This is a genomic window from Paracoccus sp. NSM, assembly GCF_052379855.1.
Taxonomy (GTDB): Bacteria; Pseudomonadota; Alphaproteobacteria; order Rhodobacterales; family Rhodobacteraceae; genus Paracoccus.
Genome location: NZ_JBQTCG010000003.1, coordinates 29,033 through 48,493, shown reverse-complemented (window position 1 = coordinate 48,493; position 19,461 = coordinate 29,033). Strand labels below are relative to the sequence as shown.

19 protein-coding genes and 1 riboswitch are annotated in these 19,461 nt (G+C 68.9%); of the genes, 8 read left to right on the top strand and 11 right to left on the bottom strand.

The annotated features are described in order from the left end of the window. The first annotated feature begins 41 nt into the window (after positions 1-41). From ACTZWU_RS06115 to ACTZWU_RS06090, 6 genes are all read left to right on the top strand, one after another. Positions 42-3,119 (top strand): response regulator, encoded by a 3,078-nt coding sequence (locus ACTZWU_RS06115; protein ID WP_444736479.1) that lies wholly within the window; start codon positions 42-44, stop codon positions 3,117-3,119. Next, positions 3,116-3,973, top strand: coding sequence for a CheR family methyltransferase (locus ACTZWU_RS06110; RefSeq protein ID WP_444736478.1), 858 nt, complete (start codon positions 3,116-3,118; stop codon positions 3,971-3,973). The genes ACTZWU_RS06115 and ACTZWU_RS06110 overlap by 4 nt, the downstream gene beginning before the upstream one ends. Continuing rightward, the gene (locus ACTZWU_RS06105; protein ID WP_444736477.1) at positions 3,966-5,798 is read left to right on the top strand and encodes a response regulator; all 1,833 of its coding nucleotides are present in this window, start codon (positions 3,966-3,968) and stop codon (positions 5,796-5,798) included. The genes ACTZWU_RS06110 and ACTZWU_RS06105 overlap by 8 nt, the downstream gene beginning before the upstream one ends. 229 nt (positions 5,799-6,027) lie before the next feature. Further along, positions 6,028-7,077 carry a methionine ABC transporter ATP-binding protein gene (locus tag ACTZWU_RS06100; protein ID WP_444736476.1) on the top strand — a complete coding sequence of 350 codons (1,050 nt, stop codon included), beginning with the start codon at positions 6,028-6,030 and terminating at the stop codon, positions 7,075-7,077. Further along, on the top strand, positions 7,067-7,741 hold the full coding sequence (locus ACTZWU_RS06095) for a methionine ABC transporter permease (RefSeq protein ID WP_444736475.1): 675 nt from the start codon (positions 7,067-7,069) through the stop codon (positions 7,739-7,741). The genes ACTZWU_RS06100 and ACTZWU_RS06095 overlap by 11 nt, the downstream gene beginning before the upstream one ends. A 37-nt stretch (positions 7,742-7,778) precedes the next feature. After that, positions 7,779-8,552, top strand: coding sequence for a MetQ/NlpA family ABC transporter substrate-binding protein (locus ACTZWU_RS06090; RefSeq protein WP_444736474.1), 774 nt, complete (start codon positions 7,779-7,781; stop codon positions 8,550-8,552). On the opposite strand, the gene ACTZWU_RS06085 is transcribed toward ACTZWU_RS06090, so the two are convergent. The 10 genes from ACTZWU_RS06085 to thiD form a co-directional block, all read right to left on the bottom strand. Further along, on the bottom strand, positions 8,539-9,303 hold the full coding sequence (locus ACTZWU_RS06085) for an ABC transporter permease (RefSeq protein WP_444736473.1): 765 nt from the start codon (positions 9,301-9,303) through the stop codon (positions 8,539-8,541). The genes ACTZWU_RS06090 and ACTZWU_RS06085 overlap by 14 nt on opposite strands. After that, positions 9,291-9,986 (bottom strand): ABC transporter ATP-binding protein, encoded by a 696-nt coding sequence (locus ACTZWU_RS06080; protein WP_444736874.1) that lies wholly within the window; start codon positions 9,984-9,986, stop codon positions 9,291-9,293. The genes ACTZWU_RS06085 and ACTZWU_RS06080 overlap by 13 nt, the downstream gene beginning before the upstream one ends. A gap of 98 nt (positions 9,987-10,084) precedes the next feature. After that, positions 10,085-10,759 carry a TenA family protein gene (locus tag ACTZWU_RS06075; RefSeq protein WP_444736472.1) on the bottom strand — a complete coding sequence of 225 codons (675 nt, stop codon included), beginning with the start codon at positions 10,757-10,759 and terminating at the stop codon, positions 10,085-10,087. Further along, complete coding sequence (locus tag ACTZWU_RS06070) at positions 10,756-11,703, bottom strand: ABC transporter substrate-binding protein (RefSeq protein ID WP_444736471.1); 948 nt, start codon at positions 11,701-11,703, stop codon at positions 10,756-10,758. The genes ACTZWU_RS06075 and ACTZWU_RS06070 overlap by 4 nt, the downstream gene beginning before the upstream one ends. Positions 11,704-11,709: 6 nt before the next feature. After that, a complete protein-coding gene (locus ACTZWU_RS06065) occupies positions 11,710-12,663 on the bottom strand; it encodes a ThiF family adenylyltransferase (RefSeq protein WP_444736470.1) in 954 nt (317 codons plus the stop codon). Beyond that, complete coding sequence (locus ACTZWU_RS06060; RefSeq protein WP_444736469.1) at positions 12,660-13,256, bottom strand: thiamine phosphate synthase; 597 nt, start codon at positions 13,254-13,256, stop codon at positions 12,660-12,662. The genes ACTZWU_RS06065 and ACTZWU_RS06060 overlap by 4 nt, the downstream gene beginning before the upstream one ends. Further along, a complete protein-coding gene (locus tag ACTZWU_RS06055; protein ID WP_444736468.1) occupies positions 13,253-14,014 on the bottom strand; it encodes a thiazole synthase in 762 nt (253 codons plus the stop codon). The genes ACTZWU_RS06060 and ACTZWU_RS06055 overlap by 4 nt, the downstream gene beginning before the upstream one ends. A gap of 1 nt (position 14,015) precedes the next feature. Then, positions 14,016-14,213 carry a sulfur carrier protein ThiS gene (gene thiS / locus ACTZWU_RS06050; RefSeq protein WP_444736467.1) on the bottom strand — a complete coding sequence of 66 codons (198 nt, stop codon included), beginning with the start codon at positions 14,211-14,213 and terminating at the stop codon, positions 14,016-14,018. Further along, positions 14,203-15,165: an FAD-dependent oxidoreductase gene (locus ACTZWU_RS06045; RefSeq protein ID WP_444736466.1), complete on the bottom strand. Its 963-nt coding sequence runs from the start codon at positions 15,163-15,165 to the stop codon at positions 14,203-14,205. Before ACTZWU_RS06045 ends, thiS begins: the two co-directional genes overlap by 11 nt. Continuing rightward, complete coding sequence (thiD, locus tag ACTZWU_RS06040; protein WP_444736465.1) at positions 15,158-15,991, bottom strand: bifunctional hydroxymethylpyrimidine kinase/phosphomethylpyrimidine kinase; 834 nt, start codon at positions 15,989-15,991, stop codon at positions 15,158-15,160. Before thiD ends, ACTZWU_RS06045 begins: the two co-directional genes overlap by 8 nt. Positions 15,992-16,031: 40 nt before the next feature. Continuing rightward, positions 16,032-16,133, bottom strand: a riboswitch (TPP riboswitch). 158 nt (positions 16,134-16,291) lie between these two features. Between thiD and nrdR the strand changes: the two genes are divergently transcribed. Both nrdR and ribD read left to right on the top strand, forming a co-directional pair. Beyond that, positions 16,292-16,756, top strand: coding sequence for a transcriptional regulator NrdR (gene nrdR / locus ACTZWU_RS06035; RefSeq protein WP_444736464.1), 465 nt, complete (start codon positions 16,292-16,294; stop codon positions 16,754-16,756). A gap of 38 nt (positions 16,757-16,794) precedes the next feature. Beyond that, entirely contained in the window at positions 16,795-17,778 is a 984-nt protein-coding gene (ribD, locus tag ACTZWU_RS06030) for a bifunctional diaminohydroxyphosphoribosylaminopyrimidine deaminase/5-amino-6-(5-phosphoribosylamino)uracil reductase RibD (protein ID WP_444736873.1), read from the top strand. Positions 17,779-17,829: 51 nt separating this feature from the next. Here ribD and guaA read toward each other — a convergent pair whose 3' ends face one another. Next, positions 17,830-19,389 (bottom strand): glutamine-hydrolyzing GMP synthase, encoded by a 1,560-nt coding sequence (gene guaA, locus ACTZWU_RS06025; protein WP_444736463.1) that lies wholly within the window; start codon positions 19,387-19,389, stop codon positions 17,830-17,832. Between the last annotated feature and the right edge of the window lie 72 nt (positions 19,390-19,461).

Below are 19,461 nucleotides of genomic sequence, written 5' to 3'. Positions count from 1 at the left end.
ACGCCGGCGCCAACGCGCCGCGGGACGAGGCAGGAGTGGACGTGGACAAGAGACTGGATCTGGTGATCGCGGCGTTGATCGCCGCCTTTGTTGCTGCCGTATTCATGCTGGACCTGCTCTATCCCCTGGGGACGGCGGTCTGGCTTCTCTACGTGGTGCCGCTTGGCCTTGCGCTGGTCGCGCGCTGGCCGCTTCTGCCGCCGGTCGTGTCGGGACTGGTCTGTCTGTTGCTTGTCGTGGGCTTCGTCGTCAGCGATTCGGGCGTCGGCTTCGGCCTTGCGGTCGCCAACCGGGTGATGGCGGGGGTGATCTTTGTCGCGCTCGGGGTGCTGGGATACGGGCTGATCATGAACCGGGCGCGGCTGGCGCGGGCCGATTGGGTCAATCTGGGCCAGATCGCCGCCTCGCGCGCCATTCAGGGCGAGATGCCTCCGGCGCGTCTGGCGCATCAGATGCTCGAGGCGCTGGCCGAACGGGTCGATGCCCGCGCTGCCGTCGCCTATGCGCGCAACGGGCGCGGCTTCGTGCGGCTGGCCAGCTGGGGCACGGATGACGCGTTGATCCCCGAGCGGATCGAGGACGGGCAGGGCCATCTTGCCCGCGCCGTCGCCAGCGACCAGCCCTTGCGCATTGACATGGCCCCGGACGAGGCGCTTGGTTGGTCCTCGGGTCTGGCGCGGGGGCGGACGGCCAGCACGGTGCTGGTGCCGCTGCGTGATGGGCAATTGGTCAACGGCGTGCTGGAATTCGGCCTGGACCGTGCCGCGCCCGACCGGGCGATGGACCTGTTCGAACGGCTGTCCGACAAGCTGGGGATCGCGCTGCGCGGCGCGCAATACCGCGACCAGCTGCACGAATTGCTTGAGGAAACGCGCCGCCAATCCGAAGAATTGCGCAGTCACGGCGAGGAGCTGGCCGCCACGAACGAGGAACTCGAGGAACAGACCCGCGCCTTGCAGGACAGCCAGCGCCGGCTTGAGGAACAACAGGCCGAGCTTGAGAACCAGAACACCCGGCTGGAAACCCAGACGCAGGAACTGGAAGAACAGCGCGACGCGCTGGCCCGCTCGCGCCGGATGCTCGAGGATCAGGCCGAGGCCCTGGCCCGCGAAAGCCGCTATAAATCCGAATTCGTCGCCAACATGAGCCATGAACTGCGCACGCCGCTGAACGCGCTGCTGATCATGTCGCGGCTTCTGGCCGAGAATCGAGGCGGCACCCTGACCGAGGAACAGGTCCGTTGGGCCGAGACGATCCAGTCCTCGGGGCAGGATCTTCTGGCGCTGATCAACGACATTCTGGACCTGTCCAAGATCGAGGCCGGCAAGGTCGAGGTCGCCCTGGACGAGGTCGATCCCGGTCATGTCGCCCACCGCATCATCCGCGCCTTCGAGGCCGAGGCCCGGCAAAAGGGCCTGGACCTGACCGCCGAGGTCGCGCCCGATCTGGGGCCGCTTCACACGGACGGGCAGCGGCTGGAACAGGTTCTGCGCAATTTCGTGTCGAACGCCCTGAAATTCACCGAGCGTGGCCGCATCACGCTGCGCATCGCCCGCGCGCCGCAGGGCGTGGCCTTTTCGGTCGAGGATACTGGCATCGGCATCGCCCCCGACCAGCAGGAGGCCGTCTTCGAGGCGTTCCGGCAGGCCGACGGCACCATCTCGCGCAAATATGGCGGCACGGGGCTTGGCCTGTCGATTTCGCGCGAATTGGCCGATCTGCTGGGCGGGCGCCTGACGCTGGACAGCCGCCCCGGTCGCGGCAGCACCTTCACGCTGATCCTGCCCGAACGCGCCCCGCGAGGCGAGGCCCGCGCGGCCGCGCCCGCCCTGCCGCAACCGGCCTCGGCCGCGGCCTTGCCGGTGGCGCAATCGCCCGCCCTGGGGGTGGTCGATGGGGTCGAGGATGACCGCGACCTGATCCGCGAGGGCGAGCGCGTGATGCTGGTGGTCGAGGACGACCCGGCCTTTGCGCGCATCCTGTGCGATCTGTCGCGCGAACTGGGCTTCCGCTGCATCTGCGTCTCGCGCGCCGACGAGGCCGTGGCCGCCGCGCGTCATTACCTGCCCCATGCAATCGTGCTGGACATGGGCCTGCCCGACCATTCCGGCCTGTCGGTGCTGGACCGCCTGAAACGCGACGTCTCGACCCGGCACATTCCCGTCCATGTCGTCTCGGCCGAAGACTACACCAAGCAGGCCCTGTCGCAGGGCGCGATCAGCTACATGCTGAAGCCGGTCCAGCGCGACGAGCTGTCCCGCGCCATCCGCAACCTTGAAAACCGGCTGGAACAGCGCATGCGCCGAGTGCTGATCGTCGAGGACGACCCCGCCCAGATGGAGGGGCTCAAGGCGCTGCTGGCCAGCGATGAGGTCGAGGCGATCGGCGCGGGCACCGCCGCCGAGGCTCTGCGGATCTGCCGCGCCGAGACGGTCGATTGCATCGTGCTGGACCTGACGCTGCCCGACGCCTCGGGCCTCGACATGCTGGAACGGCTGGACGGCGACGGGCTGGGGGCCTTTCCGCCGGTCATCGTCTATACCGCCCGCGCCCTGACCGAGGCCGAGGAACAGCGCCTGCGCCGCTATTCCAAGTCGATCATCATCAAGGGCGCGAAATCGCCCGAGCGGCTGATCAACGAGGTGACGCTGTTCCTGCATCAGGTGGTCAGCGACCTGCCGGAAAAGCAGCGCGAGATGCTGGCCGCGTCCCTGAACCGCGACGCGCAGCTGGAAGGCCGCCGCATCCTGGTGGTCGAGGACGACATCCGCAACGTCTATGCCCTGACCGGCGTCTTCGAGCCGCATGGCGCCCATGTCCAGATCGCCCGCAACGGCCGCGAGGCGCTGGAGGCGCTTGGCCGCGTCAATGACGGCGCCGCGCCCCGGATCGATCTTGTCCTGATGGACGTGATGATGCCCGAGATGGACGGCCTGACCGCCACCCGCGAGATCCGCAAGATCGACCGCTGGAAGACGCTGCCCGTCATCATGCTGACCGCCAAGGCCATGGCCGAGGATCAGAACCAGTGCCTTGCCGCGGGGGCGAACGATTACCTGCCCAAGCCGCTGGACGTGGACAAGCTCTTGTCGCTGACCCGCGTGTGGATGCCGCGATGAGTGTCCTTCCCGTTCTGCCCGCGCCGCCCGATGCGATCGAGCTTGACCTGTTCCTTGATGCGCTGCACCGCTGCCATCACTACGATTTCCGGTCCTATTCCCGCAATTCGCTGATGCGCCGGGCGGATCTGGCGCGCGAGCGGCTGGGCTACGACACGCTGTCGGAATTGCAGGGGCGGCTGCTACGCGATGCCTCGATCCTGCCCGACATCATCGACGCAATGACGGTACAGGTCAGCGAGTTCTTCCGCGATCCCGACTATTTCCTTGCGTTGCGCCGGGACGTGCTGCCGCATCTGCGGACCTTCCCCTCGATCAAGGTCTGGGTGGCGGGCTGCGCGGATGGCGAAGAGCTTTATTCGCTGGCGATCATGCTGGACGAAGAGGGGCTTCTGGACCGCACCCTGTTCTACGCGACCGAGATCAACCGCCGCGCCCTGGCGCGCGCCGAGGCCGGGATCTATCCCATCGACCGCATGGCGCTGTTCTCGCAGAACTACCAGCGGGCGGGGGGGCGCGGATCGCTGTCGGACCATTACACCGCCGCCTATGGCCGCGCGGCTTTTCACCGGCGGCTCAGGGCGCGCACCGTCTTTACCGAACACAATCTTGCCACCGATCAGGTCTTTTCCGAGGTGCAGCTGATCTCTTGTCGCAACGTGCTGATCTATTTCGACAACAGCCTGCAACAGCGCGCCATCGGCCTCTTTGCCGAAGCCTTGGCGCGCGGCGGTTTTCTGGGCCTCGGCCTGCATGAGACGCTGCGCTTTTCGTCCCATGCGGGGGCGTTCTCGGCCTTTGACGAAACCCAACGGATCTGGCGTCGGACGGCGCAGGACGTGACCCATGCCTGACAATCCCATCCGCTTCCTGATCGTGGACGACACCACCCAGAACATCATGGCGCTCGAGGCGTTGCTGCGCCGCGACGGTCTGATCATCGACAGCGCCGGATCGGCGGCGCAGGCGCTGGAGCTGATGCTGGTCAACGAATACGCGCTGGCCTTCCTCGACGTGCAGATGCCCGGCACCGACGGCTATGAGCTGGCCGAACTGATGCGGGGCACCGAACGTACCCGCAGCGTGCCGATCATCTTCGTCACCGCCGCCGAGATGGACGAAGCCCGCCGCTTCCGGGGCTACGAGGCGGGGGCGGTCGATTACATCTTCAAGCCCATCGACCCGTTGATCCTGAAATCCAAGGCCGAGGTGTTCTTTCGCATCGGCCGTCAGGCGCGCGAACTGGAACGCCAGCGCGACGAGATGCAGGCCATCGCGCGGCTGCGCGACCGGGCCATGGCGCGGCTGCGGGCACATGCCGACAATTCCCCGCTGGCGCTGGTCGAATGCGACAGCGATCTGGTGATCCGGGCATGGTCTGCGGGCGCCGAGCGCGCCTTTGGCTTCACGCCCGATCAGGTGCTGGGACGCCATGCCTCGGGCACGGGCTGGATCGATCCCGAGGCCTGCGCCCAGCTTGCCGCATGGTTCGACTGCGACGGCGAGACACCGCCCCGTTTCTCGACCGAGATCAAGGTCCGCCACGCCGAAGGCCAGCGCGTCGCCTGCGAGCTTTACGGCTCGATCCTCTGCGACGAGGGCGAGATGTATTCCCTGTCGTTGCAGATCCTCGACATCACCGAACGCCGCCACGCCGAGGAGGTGCGCTCGTTGCTGATCGGAGAGCTGAATCACCGCATCAAGAACACGCTGGCCAATGTGCAATCCATCGCCCGGCAGAGCCTGCGGCAATCCGACAGCCTGGCGGCCTTCGAGACCAGCTTTACCGGGCGCCTTCAGGCGCTGGCGCGGGCGCATTCGATCCTGTCGGATGCGACCTGGTCCAGCGCGCCCCTGGACCAGCTGATCGACGACCAGATCCGCGCGGGCACGCTGGATGGCGACCGGCTGCACCGCAGCGGCCCGCCCGTCGAACTGGCCCCCGACATGATGCTGCGCCTTGCGCTGACGCTGCACGAACTGGGCACCAATGCGGCCAAATACGGCGCGCTTTCGACGCCCGAGGGGCGGGTGGATCTGGACTGGACCTGCCAGTCCGGCTGTCTGACCCTGACCTGGCGCGAAACCGGCGGCCCGCCTGTCACCGCCCCTGACCGCGCGGGGTTCGGCACCACGCTGATCGGCGCGGCGGGTTCAGGCGACGCCAATGCCGCCCGCGCCGATTGGCGCCCCGAAGGCGTCGTCTGGACGATCCGCATGACCGAGGGCGTGACGCCCCTGACCCGCGAGACCGCCCCCGAGGCCGCACCCGCCCAGCCCCCGCCCGCCACCGCGCAGGGGATCGAGGGATGCCATGTCCTTCTGGTCGAGGACGAGCCTCTGGTCGCGATGGATCTGCGCTTCGAGCTTCAGGACGCGGGCGCCCGGCAGGTGACGATCGCCCGCAGCGTCCCCGAGGCGCGCGATCTGGTCGCCAGCCACAGCTTCGATCTGGCGCTGCTGGACGGCAATCTGGGCGGCCAGCCGGTGGACGAGGTGGCCGATGCGCTGGCCCGCCAGTCCGTGCCGTTCTGCTTCGTCTCGGGCTATGGGCGCGAGCATCTGCCGCCCGGCCATGACGACGCGCCTCTGATCGAAAAGCCTTTCCGGCCCGATGCGCTGCGCGCGGTTCTGGCGCAGATGCTGGCCCGCAGCGCCCGGCCCGGGGTCCAGGTCTGAGACGGAAGTGCTGCGTGTGAAAAGGACAGTGATCCTGTCATTTTCGCGCCCGCCGGACGTCTGTCCGCGCCCCGTAGCCCGACCGGAACGCGCGTTCCCCGTCGCCCCGCGCGGCGCGGACAGGGTTCGCGCGGCGCGGCCTTTCGTCGCCTGATCGGGGCTGATCCGGGGTTGAACCCGCCTGCGATCTGGGCGATGCCCCCCGCCTCGCAACCGCAAGGATAGATCCATGTCCGGCAGCGCCGACCCGGCCCCCGCCATCCTGTTCGACAATCTGGGCAAGTCCTACCCCAAGGCCGGGGGCGCGTTTACTGCGCTTCAGGATGTGTCGCTTTCGGTGCCCAAGGGCAGCATCACCGGCATCATCGGCCGGTCGGGCGCGGGCAAGTCCACGCTGTTGCGGATGGTGAACGGGCTCGAACGCCCCTCGCAGGGCCGGGTTCTGGTCGAGGGTCAGGATGTCGGGCAGGCGCGCGGCGCCGCCCTGCGGCGCATCCGGCGCGATGTCGGGATGATCTTTCAGCACTTCAACCTGCTTGCCTCGCGCAATGTGCGCGACAATGTCGCCCTGCCGCTCGAGATCGCGGGCCTGCCGGGCGGCCAGATCCGCGCCCGCGTGGCCGAGCTGATCGAGCAGGTCGGTCTGGGCGCGCTGGCCGACCGCTACCCTGCCGAATTGTCGGGCGGCCAGAAGCAGCGCGTGGGCATCGCGCGCGCGCTTGCCACCGGCCCCAAGGTGCTTCTGTCGGACGAGGCGACCAGCGCGCTGGACCCCGAGACGACGCAGACCGTGCTGGACCTGCTGGCGCAGATCAACCGCGATCTGGGCCTGACGGTGCTGCTGATCACGCATGAGATGGCCGTCCTGCGCGACATCGCCAGCCACATGGCGGTGATCGAGGCCGGCCGCATCGTCGAGGCCGGTCCGACCTATGACATCTTCGCCCGGCCCGCCCATCCCACCACGCGGCGCTTTCTGGCGGGCGTCACCGGCGCGACGCTGCCCGCCTTCGTCGCGGAACGGCTGGCGCCCCAGCCTCCGGGCGATCCGGTGATCCGCGTCACCTTCGCCGGGACGCATGCGACCGACCCGATGCTGGCCCGTCTGGCCACCGATCTGGGCATCGGCGCCAACATCCTCGGCGGCACGATCGAAGAGATCGGCACACGCCCCTTCGGCAATCTGCTGATCTCGGTCCCCGAGGCCCGTGGCGCCGAGGCCCGCGCCTTTCTGGAACAACACGGGCTGACCACGGAGGTTCTGGGCCATGTCCGCTAACCTGATCCCGATCCTATGGGACGCCACGCTGCAGACGCTTTACATGGTGGCGATCTCGTCGCTGCTGGGCGCGCTTGGCGGCCTGCCTCTGGGCGTGTTCCTGGCCTGCTCGCAACGCGGCGAACTGCTCAGCGCGCCCTGGGTCAACAAGATCCTCGGGCTGGTAGTGAACGCCACCCGCTCGGTCCCGTTCATCATCCTTGTTGTGGCGATCATCCCCTTCACCCGTGCCATCGTCGGCACCTCGATCGGCACCAACGCGGCCATCGTGCCGCTGACGCTGGCGACCATCCCCTTTGTCGCCCGCCTGGTCGAGAACGCCATCCGCGAGGTCGATGCAGGCCTGATCGAGGCCGCCCGCGCGATCGGCGCCACGCCCCTTCAGATCATCCGCAAGGTCCTGATCCCCGAGGCGCTGCCCGCCATCACGCTTGGCCTGACCCTGGCCGTTGTCAGCCTGATCGGCTATTCCGCGATGGTCGGCGCCGTGGGCGGGCAGGGCCTTGGCGATCTGGGCATCCGCTACGGATACCAGCGTTTCATGCCCGAGGTCATGGCCGCCGTCGTCATCATCCTGATCGTCATGGTGCAGCTGGTCCAGTCGCTTGGCGAATGGATTGCGTCGCGCGTCGATCGTCGCGCGCCCCGCAACCGTGGCGCGTGAAGTTCCGCTTTTCCGCAGACAAGAAAGGACAAATCCCATGCTGCGACTGACCACATTCGTCTCGACGCTGGCGCTTTCCGGCGCGGCGCTGGCCGACAGCATCACCGTCGGCGTCACCCCCGGCGAGCACGGCGAGATCATGGAGAAGGTGGCCGAGATCGCCGCCCCCCTCGGTCTGGACATCCGGGTCATCGAGTTCTCGGATTACGTCGTGCCGAACCAGGCGCTGGCCGACGGCGATCTGGATGCCAACAGCTTCCAGCACCGCCCCTATCTGGAAAACCAGATGAAGGATCGCGGCTTCGGTCTGGTCGAGGTCGCCACCACGATCACCACCCCGATGGGCGTCTATTCGGCGCGGATCGAGGATCTGGCCGACCTGCCCGACGCCGCGCAGGTCGCCATCCCGAACGATCCCACCAATGGCGGCCGCGCGCTGCTGATCCTTCAGGATCTGGGCCTGATCACCCTGACCGAGGGCACCGGCCTCGTGCCCAGCCCGCTGGACATCGCCGACAATCCGCGCGGCCTGCGTTTCCTCGAACTGGACGCGGCGCAACTGCCCCGCGCGCTTGAGGATGCGGATGCGGCGGTGATCAACACGAATTTCGCGCTGGCCGCCGGTCTGTCCCCGCGCGAGGATTCGATCGCGATGGAAAAGGCCGACAGCCCCTATGTGAACATCATCGTCGTGCAAGAGGGCCGCGAGGCCGAGCCCTGGGTCCAGACGCTGATCCAGGCCTATCAATCGCCCGAGGTGAAAGCCTTCATCGAGGACAGCTATGACGGTGCGGTGATCACCTCGTGGTAAGATCGCGGGCCGCCCCGACCGGGCGGCCCCTCTCCGTCAGGCGTTGTACGGCGCCCGCCAGCGCGAACAGGACCAGCCCCATCGCCGCCAGCAGCGCAAGGGCCGCGAACATCAGATCGGTCTGGCCGCGCCCGTTCGCCATCAGCATCAGGTAGCCAAGCCCACGGCTGGACCCGACCCATTCGCCCACGATGACCGCAAAGGGCGCATAGACCGCCGCCAGCCGCAGCCCCGACCCAAGCGCAGGCAGCGCATGAGGCAACTGGATCAGCCAGAGCCGCCGCATGGGCGTGGCCCCCATCGCGCGGGCCAGATCGTCCAGTGCGGCAGGCGGCCGCATCAGCGCGTCGAACAGCACCGATGCGACCGGGAAATAGACGACCAGCGCCACCATCACCACCTTGCTGGGCGCGCCATAGCCCAGCCACAGCGTCACGACCGGCGCCAGCGCAAAGACCGGGATCGCCTGCGCCACGACCAGTATCGGCCGCATCATGGCCCGCGCCACGGGTGAAAGCGCCAGGTTCAGCGCCGTCACCAGCCCAAGCACCACCCCCGCCAGCAGCCCCGCCAGAAGATTGCCGCTGGTGAAACGCGCATGTTCGGCCAGCATCGCGGCATTGCCGACCAAGGCCGCCCCCACCCTCCCCGGACCGGGAAGGATGAAATGCGGCACATCCGTCACCCAGACCAGCGCCTGCCACAGCGCCAGCAGCACCACGGGAACGGCGATCAGGCTCAGACGGCGCATGGTCGGGACAGGGCCTTGAAGAATGCGGCCTGCGCGGCCAGAACCTCGGGCGCATCAAGGGGGCGTGGCGCAGCCCCGCCGGGCAGGGGCAGGGGGCGGCTGCCCTCGTGCCCGATCAGCCAGGCGCGGTCGGCCAGACGCGCGGCTTCCAGCGGATCATGGCTGATCAGGATCACGATCCGCCCCGCCAGCAGCCGCGCGGCCAGATCCTGCATCGCCGCCCGCGTCCCCGCATCCAGCGCCGAGAACGGCTCGTCCAGAACCACGACCGCCGCCTCCTCGATCAGGGTCCGTGCCAGCGCCACCCGCTGCCGCTGCCCGCCCGACAATGCGTCGGGCCGCCGCGCCTCAAGCCCCTCCAGCCCGACCAGCGCCAGCAAGGCCCGCGCCCGGTCGCGGTCCGCCCGCTCACCCCGCAGCCGCGCACCGATGCAGACGTTGTCCAGCGCGCTGGCCCAGGGCAGCAACTGGTCCGCCTGAGCCATCAGCGCGACCCGGCCGGCTGGCACATCCAGGCGCCCCTCAAACCGCGCCGAGACGGGCAACCCCGCCACCAGCCGCCCAAGCGTCGATTTCCCCACGCCGGACGGCCCCATCAGACAGGTCCAGCCGCCCGGCTGGCAGGCAATATCCAGTCCCCGCGCCAGGACCGCATCGCCAAGCCACAGATCCCCCCGGATCAGAACCGCCCCCGCCTCTTTGCCTTGGTCGGCAAATATCCCGGGGGGAGTCCGCAGGACGGGGGGCAGCGCCCCCCTGCCGCTTTCGTCCGGGCGCGCGCTCACGTCCGGTCCAGCCCCATCTGCCAGAACCCGACCTCAAGCTGCGTCGCCTGACGGAAATGCCGTTCCAGCATCGCGGCGCGCGGCAGCAAGGGCCAGTCCGGCCCCAGCCGCGCCTCCAGCGCCGCGTCGATCAGCGCGCCGACATCGTGGCAGACCTCCTGGTAATCCGGCCCCCCATAGGTCGCCGTCCACTCGCCATAAGGGCCGCCGCTATCGGCATGGATCAGCCCGATCTCGCCATAACCAAAGACGCAGGGCGCCAGCGCGGCCAGCAGGTCCAGCATATCCCCCGCATAGCCGGTCGCCTGGACATAGCGCGTATAGGCCATGTTGGCGGGCGATTCCGGGGTCGCTTGCAGCATCTCTTCGGTGATCCCCTCGCGGCCGCAGATCTCGACATGCAGGGGCATCTCGCCGTTCAGCAGGCCATGCGCGATGGACGAGGCCAAGGCCATTTCCGACATCCGGTCGGATTTGGCGAAGACCAGCGCCCAGGACCGCGCGAAATGCAGCAGAAAGACGTAATCCTGCCGCAGGTAATGCAGGAAACTGTCGCGCGGCAGGCTGCCTGCGGCCAACTGCTTCACGAAGGCATGGTCGATATAGGCGTCCCAATGGGGCGCCGCCGCCTGCCGCCACAGCGCGAAGGCGCGGCCGTAATCGGGGGTCATGGCGCCACCTCGTTCACGTCGATGGCCAGATCGGCCAGGGCAAGCCCGCCCGGCGTCGCGCCGCGCTCGGCCAGAAACGCCTCGAAACGCAGATAGCGGCCCGCATCCAGCGCCGCCGGGCGGCTGGAGAAACGCGGCCAGGTATCTGACCAGGCGGCGTCGTTCAAGGGCGTCTGCAATTCCGACGCGGTGTCCGAAAAGATTTTCCACGCCTCGTCGGGTCGGTTCTTCATGAAATCGGTCGCCCGCGCCGTGGCCTCGAGAAAAGCGCTGATCGCCTCGCGGTCCATGCGGTCAGGATTGGCGATGTAGATCAGTTCGTCATAGGCGGGGATGCCATGCGCCTCGGGATAGAGGCAGCGGCCCTCGCGGCCCTCCAGCCGCAGCTGGTTCAGCTCGAAATTGCGGAAGGCGCCGATCACGCCATCGACCTGCCCCGACATCAGCGCAGGCGAGATAGACCAGCCGATGTTGATCTGTTCCACATCGCCCGGCTCAAGCCCGTCACCCGCCAGCATGGCGTCCAGCATCACCTCTTGGACGCCGGCCACGGCAAAGCCCACCTTGCGGCCCGCCAGATCGGCAGGCGTTTCGATCTTGCTTTCGGCCAGCACGACAAGGCAGGTCAGCGGCGTCTCGATCAGGGTGCCGACGCGGATGACCGGCAGGTCCTGATGGCGCGACAGGTGCAGTTGCGGCTGATAGCTGATCGCCAGATCGGCGCGGCCTGCCGCCACCATGCGCGGCGGATCGTTCGGGTCCGAGGGGGTCACGACCTCGACCGCCAGTCCGGCATCGGCGAAATAGCCCAGTTCCTCGGCCAGCACGATCGGCGCATGGTCGGGGTTCACGAACCAGTCCAGCATCAGCGTCAGGTTCGTTTCGGCATGGGCGGCGGTCGCTGCGGGGGCGGCCATCAGGGCCAGGGCAAGGATATGTCGCATGGGTCCTCAGTCGTTCAGGGCCAGAAGGGCGATCTGCCCCGGCCAGATGGATTGCAGGTCGCGCCCCGCATTATGGGCGCGCAGGCCCGTGCGGCAGGCCAGCACGACGCGGGCGCCGTCGGGCGGGTCCAGAAGGGTGATGCGCTCGGGCGGCAGGTGGCGGGCATCCGGGCGAAAGGGCGCGGATTCGGTGCGCAGATCGACCAGCAGATCGCCCGGCGCGATCTGGCTTAGCGCGATGAAGGGCAGGGGCGCGTCCGGTTCCGGCGCGCGGTCGAAGCGGAAGCCGCCCATCCGCCACGAGGCGGCGTCCATGCTGACCAGCCGCCCCAAGGGCGAGGGCTCCAGCCCCAGCAGGACCGCCAGCGCCATCTGCGCCTGAAGCGCGCCGATCATGCCGACGACCGGCCCCATCACCCCCGCCGTGGCGCAGGTCGCACCGCGCAGGGGCAGGTCGGGAAAGACCGCGCGCAGGCTGGGCGCACCGCCGCAGCAGCCAAGCGCATAGCCCGACAGCGCCAGCGCCGAGGCCGCGATCAGCGGGCGGCCAGCCTGCAGGCAGGCATCCGACAGCGTCAGGCTGACCGCGAAAGTGTCGGCGCAGTCCAGCACCACATCGGCCTCTGCGACCAGATCGGGCGCATTGGCGGGGGTCAGCCAGTCGGTGACGGCGTTGACCGTGACCTCGGGGTTCAGCGCGGCCAGTTGCGCCGCCGCCGCCTGCGCCTTGGGCTGGCCGATCTGGCGCATCGCGTAAAGCGGCTGGCGGTGCAGGTTGGTTTCCTCGACCCGGTCGCCATCGACCAACGTGATGCGGCCCACCCCCGCGCCTGCCAAGTATTGCAGCGCCGGGCAGCCCAGCCCGCCCGCGCCCACGACCAGCACATGCGCCTGCGTCAGCCGTTCCTGCCCCGAAGCGCCCAGTTCCGGCAGCACCATCTGGCGGGCATAGCGGTTCATGGCGCCACCGCCAGCCAGTCGCGCATCCGGCCCTCGGGGTCAGGGTTCAGGGTGATGTCGGTCACGGCAGAAACCACATCGGCCCCCGCCGCCAGTGCCAGCGCGCCGCGTTCCGGGGTCAGCCCGCCGATGGCGACCAGCGGCGTGGCACCGACCAGCGCCTTCCATTCGGTCACGCGGTCCAGACCCTGTTCGTGCCATTTCATCTTTTTCAGGATCGTCGGCCAGACCGGTCCAAGCGCCACGTAATCCGGCGCCAGCGCCAGCGCGCGGTCCAGTTCGGCGTGGTCATGGGTCGAGACGCCAAGCCGCAGTCCCGCGCGGCGGATGGCGGGCAGGTCGGCCTCGTCCAGATCCTCTTGTCCCAGATGCAGCCATTCGGCGCCTTCCTCGATGGCGATCTGCCAGTGGTCGTTCACGACCAGCGCCGCGCCATGCGCCCGCGCCAGCGCCAGCCCGCGCCGAATCTGGTCGCGCAGGTCATCGGGCGCGCGGTCCTTCAGGCGCAGTTGCACCAGCCGCACGCCCAAGGGCAGGGCGCGTTCCAGCCAGGCCACGTCGTCGAAGATCGGGTAGAAACGGGGCAAGCTCACAGCCAGGCCTTTCCGATAAGGGGGGTCGAGGGGGCGGCCATCTCGCGCGGCTCCATCGGGTCGGCGGCGCGGGCCAGCGCGCCTGCCTGCACGGCAAGGCCGAAGGCGCGGGCCATCGCCTCGGGGTCGCCCGCCTGCGCCACGGCGGTGTTCAGCAGCACCGCGTCAAAGCCCATCTCCAGCGCGTCGGCGGCGTGGCTGGGCAGGCCGATGCCTGCGTCGATCACCATCGGCACATCGGGGAAGGCCGCGCGCAGCATCCTGAGGCCGTAGCGGTTGTTCAGCCCCAGCCCCGACCCGATCGGCGCGCCCCAGGGCATCAGCACCTTGCAGCCCGCGTCCAGCAGGCGCCCGGCCAGAACCTGATCCTCGGTCGTGTAGGGGAACACCTCGAAGCCCTCGGCGGCCAGGGTCTCGGCGGCCTCCAGCAGGCCGAACGGGTCGGGCTGGAGCGTGTCGGCATGGCCGATCACTTCCAGCTTGATCCAGTTCGTCTCGAAGACCTCGCGGGCCATGCGGGCGGTGGTGACGGCCTCGCGCGCGCTGTGGCAGCCGGCGGTATTGGGCAGGACATGCACGCCCAGTTCGCGGATCAGCGACCAGAAGGCTTGGCCCTGACCTGCCTCGCGCCGCAGCGACACCGTGGCGACCGACGCGCCGCTGGCCCGGAATGCGGCCTGCAGGACAGCGGGCGAGGGGTATTGCGCGGTCCCCAGCATCAGCGGCGAGGACAGGCTGATCCCGTAGAAATCGCGCATCTCACCCTCCCTGCATGGGTGCCAGAACCTCCAGCCGGTCGCCCTCGCGCAGCGCCTGCGTCCCGCGCGCGCCCGAGGGGACGAAATCGCCGTTCAACGCCGTGGCGACGCGGGCCTCGGCCCAGCCCAGTTCGGTCAGAGCATCGGCCACCGTGGTCGCGGCGATGTCGCGGGGAGTTCCGTTGACCTCAATCCTCATGGAGCAATTCTCCCTTGCTGCGGTCGATCAGGTAATCGGCGGCTTGCCGCGCCAGCAGCGGTGCCATCAGGTAGCCGTGGCGGAAAAGGCCGTTCAGATGCAGCACCCGCCCGCGCAGGACCACGCGGGGGATGTTGTCGGCGAAGGCCGGGCGCAGGTCGGCGCCCATCTCGACCACGCTGGCCTCGGCAAAGCGGGGGTCAAGCGCATAGGCGGCGGATAGCAATTCCAGCGCGGATCGCGCCGTGACGGGCGCGCGGCTGGTGCTTTCGATCTGCGTCGCGCCCAGCATGAACAGGCCCCCCGCGCGCGGCACGATGTAAAGCGGGTGGCGCGGATGCAGCAGCCGCACCGGGCGGGTCAGCGTGATCTCGGGGGCGTGCAGCACGGCCATCTCGCCGCGCACGCCGCGCAGTCCGGGCAGGGTGGCGGCAAGGCCGCGCGCGTCGATGACGGGGCCGGGGATGGCCTCGGGGGTGGCCTCGGCGCGTTCTATGGCGATGCCCTGCGCGGCAAGGGCCGCGACCAGATCGGCCAGCGCGCGGCGGGGGTCCAGATGCGCCTCGGACGGGAAGAACAGGCCCGCGCGGTGATGCGACAGGTCCGGTTCCAGATCGCCCGGCGCGCAGGTCTGGTGGTCGGTGCTGCGCCGGGCAAAGCGGGTCAGCTCGGCCCGGTCGCGGTCCAGCGCGACGACCAGCGTGCCGCGATGGATGACGGGGGTGATGGGCGCCCAGGCCGCGGCGGCCTCGGCGCCGAGGCGGGTGATGATCGGCTCGGCGGTGACGCCCTCGCAATGGGGGGCCAGCATCCCGCCCGCCCACCACGAACAGCCATGCTGCCCCGGAGGCCCGTTGCGGTCGATGAGACGCGGGCGAAGGCCCCGCCGCGCCAGCTCATGCGCCGCGAACAGGCCCGCAACGCCCGCGCCGATGATCGTGACGTCAGCCATCGGACCAGACCGCGTGGAAGTGATGCACCGGGCCGTGACCATGGCCCACCGCCAGCCCGTCCGCCGCGGCGATCGCCCCTTGCAGGTAGCGATGTGCGACGCCCACGGCCAGCGGCAGGTCCAGCCCCTGCGCCAGCCCGGCGGCGATGGCGGCGGATAGCGTGCAGCCCGTGCCGTGCGTATTGCGCGTGGCCTGCCGGGGCGCGGTCAGGCGGGTCACGCCCTCGGGCGTGACCAGGAGGTCGGTGCAAACGGCCCCCTCGGCATGGCCGCCCTTCATCAGCACAGCCTGTGCACCAAGCGTGCACAGGGCGGCAGCCTGACGCGCCATCTCGGCCTCGGATGTGGCGGGGGCGCAGCCCAGCAGGCGCGCGGCCTCGGGCAGGTTCGGGGTCAGCAGGTGGGCGCGGGGCAGCATCACCTCGCGCAGCGCGCCTATAGCGGCGTCTGGCAGCAGCGCATCGCCCGATTTCGCCACCATCACCGGGTCGAGGACGACGGGCATCCCGCGCCCCTCCAGCCCCTCGGCCACGGTGCGGATCGCCTGCGCGTCGCCCAGCATCCCCAGCTTGACCGCGCGGATGTCCAGATCGTCGAACACCGCCCGCATCTGCGCCGCGATCATCGCCGGGCTGGCCGGCTCGACCATCGTGACGGCGCGCGTGTTCTGCGCGGTCAGCGCGGTGATCACGCTGGCGCCGTAGACGCCAAGCGCCGAGAACGCCTTCAGGTCGGCCTGTATCCCGGCGCCTCCGCCGGAATCCGAGCCTGCAATGGTCAGGGCGATGGCGGTCACGCGTCTCCTCCTTGCTATCGGTCGGGACATAAGGGGAGGGGGGGCGATACGCGGGGGCAGCGCGCGGGCTGCGTCGTGATGCACCGTTCCCTCCGCCGGTATGACCCGGATCAGGTTCGATGGGTTGGCGTGAAGCCTCTCAGCCTGTTTCCAGGCACCCCAACGGTTTGGCCAGACGCTAGATCAGCATCCATCGGGGCGCAAGGGGGCAAACGAGGCAATCGGGACACAGGGCGCGCGTGGCCGATCTGGTAGGCCGTGGATAAGACTACCCAATCCCTGCGGGCCTGCCTATAGTGCCGGTGTATTGCCGGACCAGAGGGACCATCCATGCGCTGCCCATTCTGTGGACATGCCGATACGCAGGTCAAGGACTCGCGCCCGGCCGAGGATAACGTGGCGATCCGTCGCCGCCGCCTTTGCCCCGGTTGCGGGGGCCGCTTCACCACCTATGAACGCGTGCAGCTGCGCGATCTGGTCGTGGTGAAATCGAACGGACGCCGCGAGGATTTCGACCGCGACAAGATGGCCCGGTCCATCCGCATCGCCATGCAGAAACGCCCGGTCGAGCCTGACCGGATCGAACAGATGATCAGCGGCATCGTGCGGCGGCTGGAAAGCACGGGCGAGACCGACATCCCCTCGAAGATGATCGGCGAGATCGTGATGGAGGCGCTGTCGCGGATCGACAATGTGGGCTATGTTCGTTTCGCCAGCGTTTACAAGAACTTCCAGGACGCGGACGATTTCGACAAGTTCGTCTCGGAACTGCGCCCCGGCGCCGCGTCCGAGTAATCCGCGGCGTGACCGCCCCCGAGGATGACATCCGCCACATGCGCCATGCCCTGCGCCTTGCCGCGCGGGGTCTGGGCAATGTCTGGCCGAACCCGGCGGTGGGCTGCGTCATCGTCAGGGACGGGCGCGTCGTGGGGCGCGGCTGGACCCAGCCCGGCGGGCGCCCCCATGCCGAACGCATGGCGCTGGATATGGCGGGCGAGGCCGCACGCGGCGCCACCGCCTATGTGACGCTTGAGCCTTGCGCCCATCATGGCCGCACGCCGCCCTGTGCCAGCGGGCTGGTCACGGCGGGCATCGCGCGCGTCGTGTCGGCCATGACCGACCCTGATCCGCGCGTCTCGGGGGCGGGCCATGCGATCCTGCGCGAGGGCGGCATCGCCCTGACCGAAAACGTGCTGGCGCCCGAGGCGGCCTGGCTTCAGGCAGGGTTCCTCAGCCGCCTGATGCGGGGGCGGCCCTTCGTGACGCTGAAGCTTGCGACCAGTTTCGACGGGCGCATCGCCATGCCGGATGGTGAAAGCCGCTGGATCACCGGCCGCGAGGCGCGGCTGCATGTCCATGCGATGCGCGCCAGCCATGACGCGGTGATGGTGGGCGCCCGGACGGCGCGGGCCGATCTGCCGCATCTGAACGTGCGCGGCATCGCCACGCCGCGCCAGCCGGTGCGCGTGGTGCTGACGCGCGGCTCGCCGCCGCCGATGCCGCCCGAGGATGAAACTCACGGCCCCCTGTGGTTCCTGCAGGGCGAACTGCCCGAGATCATGCGCGATCTGTCACAGCGCGGTATCACGCGGCTTTACTGCGAGGGGGGCGGCGTTCTGGCCGCTGACCTGCTGCGGGCGGGGCTGGTCGATCAGGTGATGGGCTACACGGCCGGTCTGGCCCTTGGCGCGGCGGCCCGGCCCGCCATCGGGGCGACCGACTGGCCCTGCCTTGCCGCAGCCCCGCGTTTCCGTCTGGTCGAGACGCGGCGTCTGGGCAATGACCTGTTCCATCGCTGGACGCCCGGCGCGCCTTGACGGGCGCATGAAAAAGCCCGCGACAAGGCGGGCTTTTCGGTCAGTGACGCGTCATTCCCACTCGATCGTGCCCGGCGGCTTCGAGGTGATGTCATAGGTGCAGCGGTTGATGCCCTTGACCTCGTTGATGATCCGCGTCGCGGTCTCGCCCAGGAATTCGTGGGTAAAGGGGTAGTAATCCGCCGTCATCCCATCGACCGAGGTCACGGCGCGCAGCGCGCAGGCGAAATCATAGGTGCGCCCGTCGCCCATCACGCCCACCGTGCGGACCGGCAGGATCGCGACGAAGGCCTGCCAGATCTCGTCATAAAGGCCGTGCTTGCGGATCTGGTCGATGAAGACCGCATCCGCCTTGCGCAGGATCTCCAGCTTTTCGCGGGTGATCTCGCCGGGGCAGCGGATGGCGAGGCCGGGGCCGGGGAAGGGGTGGCGGCCGATGAAGCTTTCGGGCAGGCCCAGTTCGCGGCCCAGTTCGCGGACCTCGTCCTTGAACAGCTCGCGCAGCGGCTCGACCAGCTTGAGGCCCATCTTTTCGGGCAGGCCGCCGACATTGTGGTGCGACTTGATCGTGACCGAAGGCCCGCCCGAGAAGCTGACGCTTTCGATCACGTCGGGGTAAAGCGTGCCTTGCGCCAGGAAATCCGCGCCGTCGATCTGACTTGCGTATTTCTGGAACACGTCGATGAACAGACGACCGATGGTCTTGCGCTTGACCTCGGGGTCGCTGACGCCTTCCAGCGCGCCCAGGAACAGGTCGCTTTCGTTCGCGTGGATCAGCGGGATGTTGTAATTGTCGCGGAACATGGCCACGACCTGCTCGGCCTCGTTCAGGCGCAGAAGGCCGTGATCGACAAAGACGCAGGTCAGCTGATCGCCGATGGCCTGATGGATCAGGACCGCCGCGACCGAGCTGTCGACCCCGCCAGAGAGGCCGCAGATCACCTTGCGGTCGCCCACCTGCTCGCGGATCTTGCGGATCGCCTCGTCCTTGTAAGAGGCCATCGTCCAGTCGCCGGTGAAGCCCGCCAGCCGGACGAAGTTTTCCAGCATGCGGCGGCCGTTCGGGGTGTGATGCACCTCGGGGTGGAACTGCACGGCGTAAAAGCGCCGCGCCTCGTCCGCGATCATCGCAAGGGGGGCGTTGGGCGAGGTGCCGATGGCCTCGAAGCCGGGCGCCAGACGGGTCACGCGGTCGCCATGGCTCATCCAGACTTCTTCGCGGCCCGTTTCGAACAGACCGGCGAAGATGCCGTCGCCCTTGTGGCCCGCAGCCGGGGCGATGAAGGCGCGTCCGTATTCGGCATGGTGGCCCGCCTCGACGGCGCCGCCAAGCTGTTCCATCATCACCTGCTGGCCGTAGCAGATGCCGAAGACCGGAACGCCCAACTCGAACACCGCCTGGGGTGCGCGGGGGCTGCCCGGCTCGGTCACACTGGCCGGGCCGCCGGACAGGATGATCGCCTGCGGCGCCATCTCGCGCAGCGCCGCATCGGTCAGCAGGTTGAAGGGGCGGATTTCGCAATAGACGTTCAGCTCGCGCAGACGTCGCGCGATGAGCTGGGTCACCTGGCTGCCGAAATCGATGATCAGAAGGCGCTGATGCTGTGTCATGGCCCGCCTTTAAGCGCGCCACCCGCTTCGCGCAAGCCCCCAGAGGGCCGCCGGCGCAGGATGCGCCGCGGC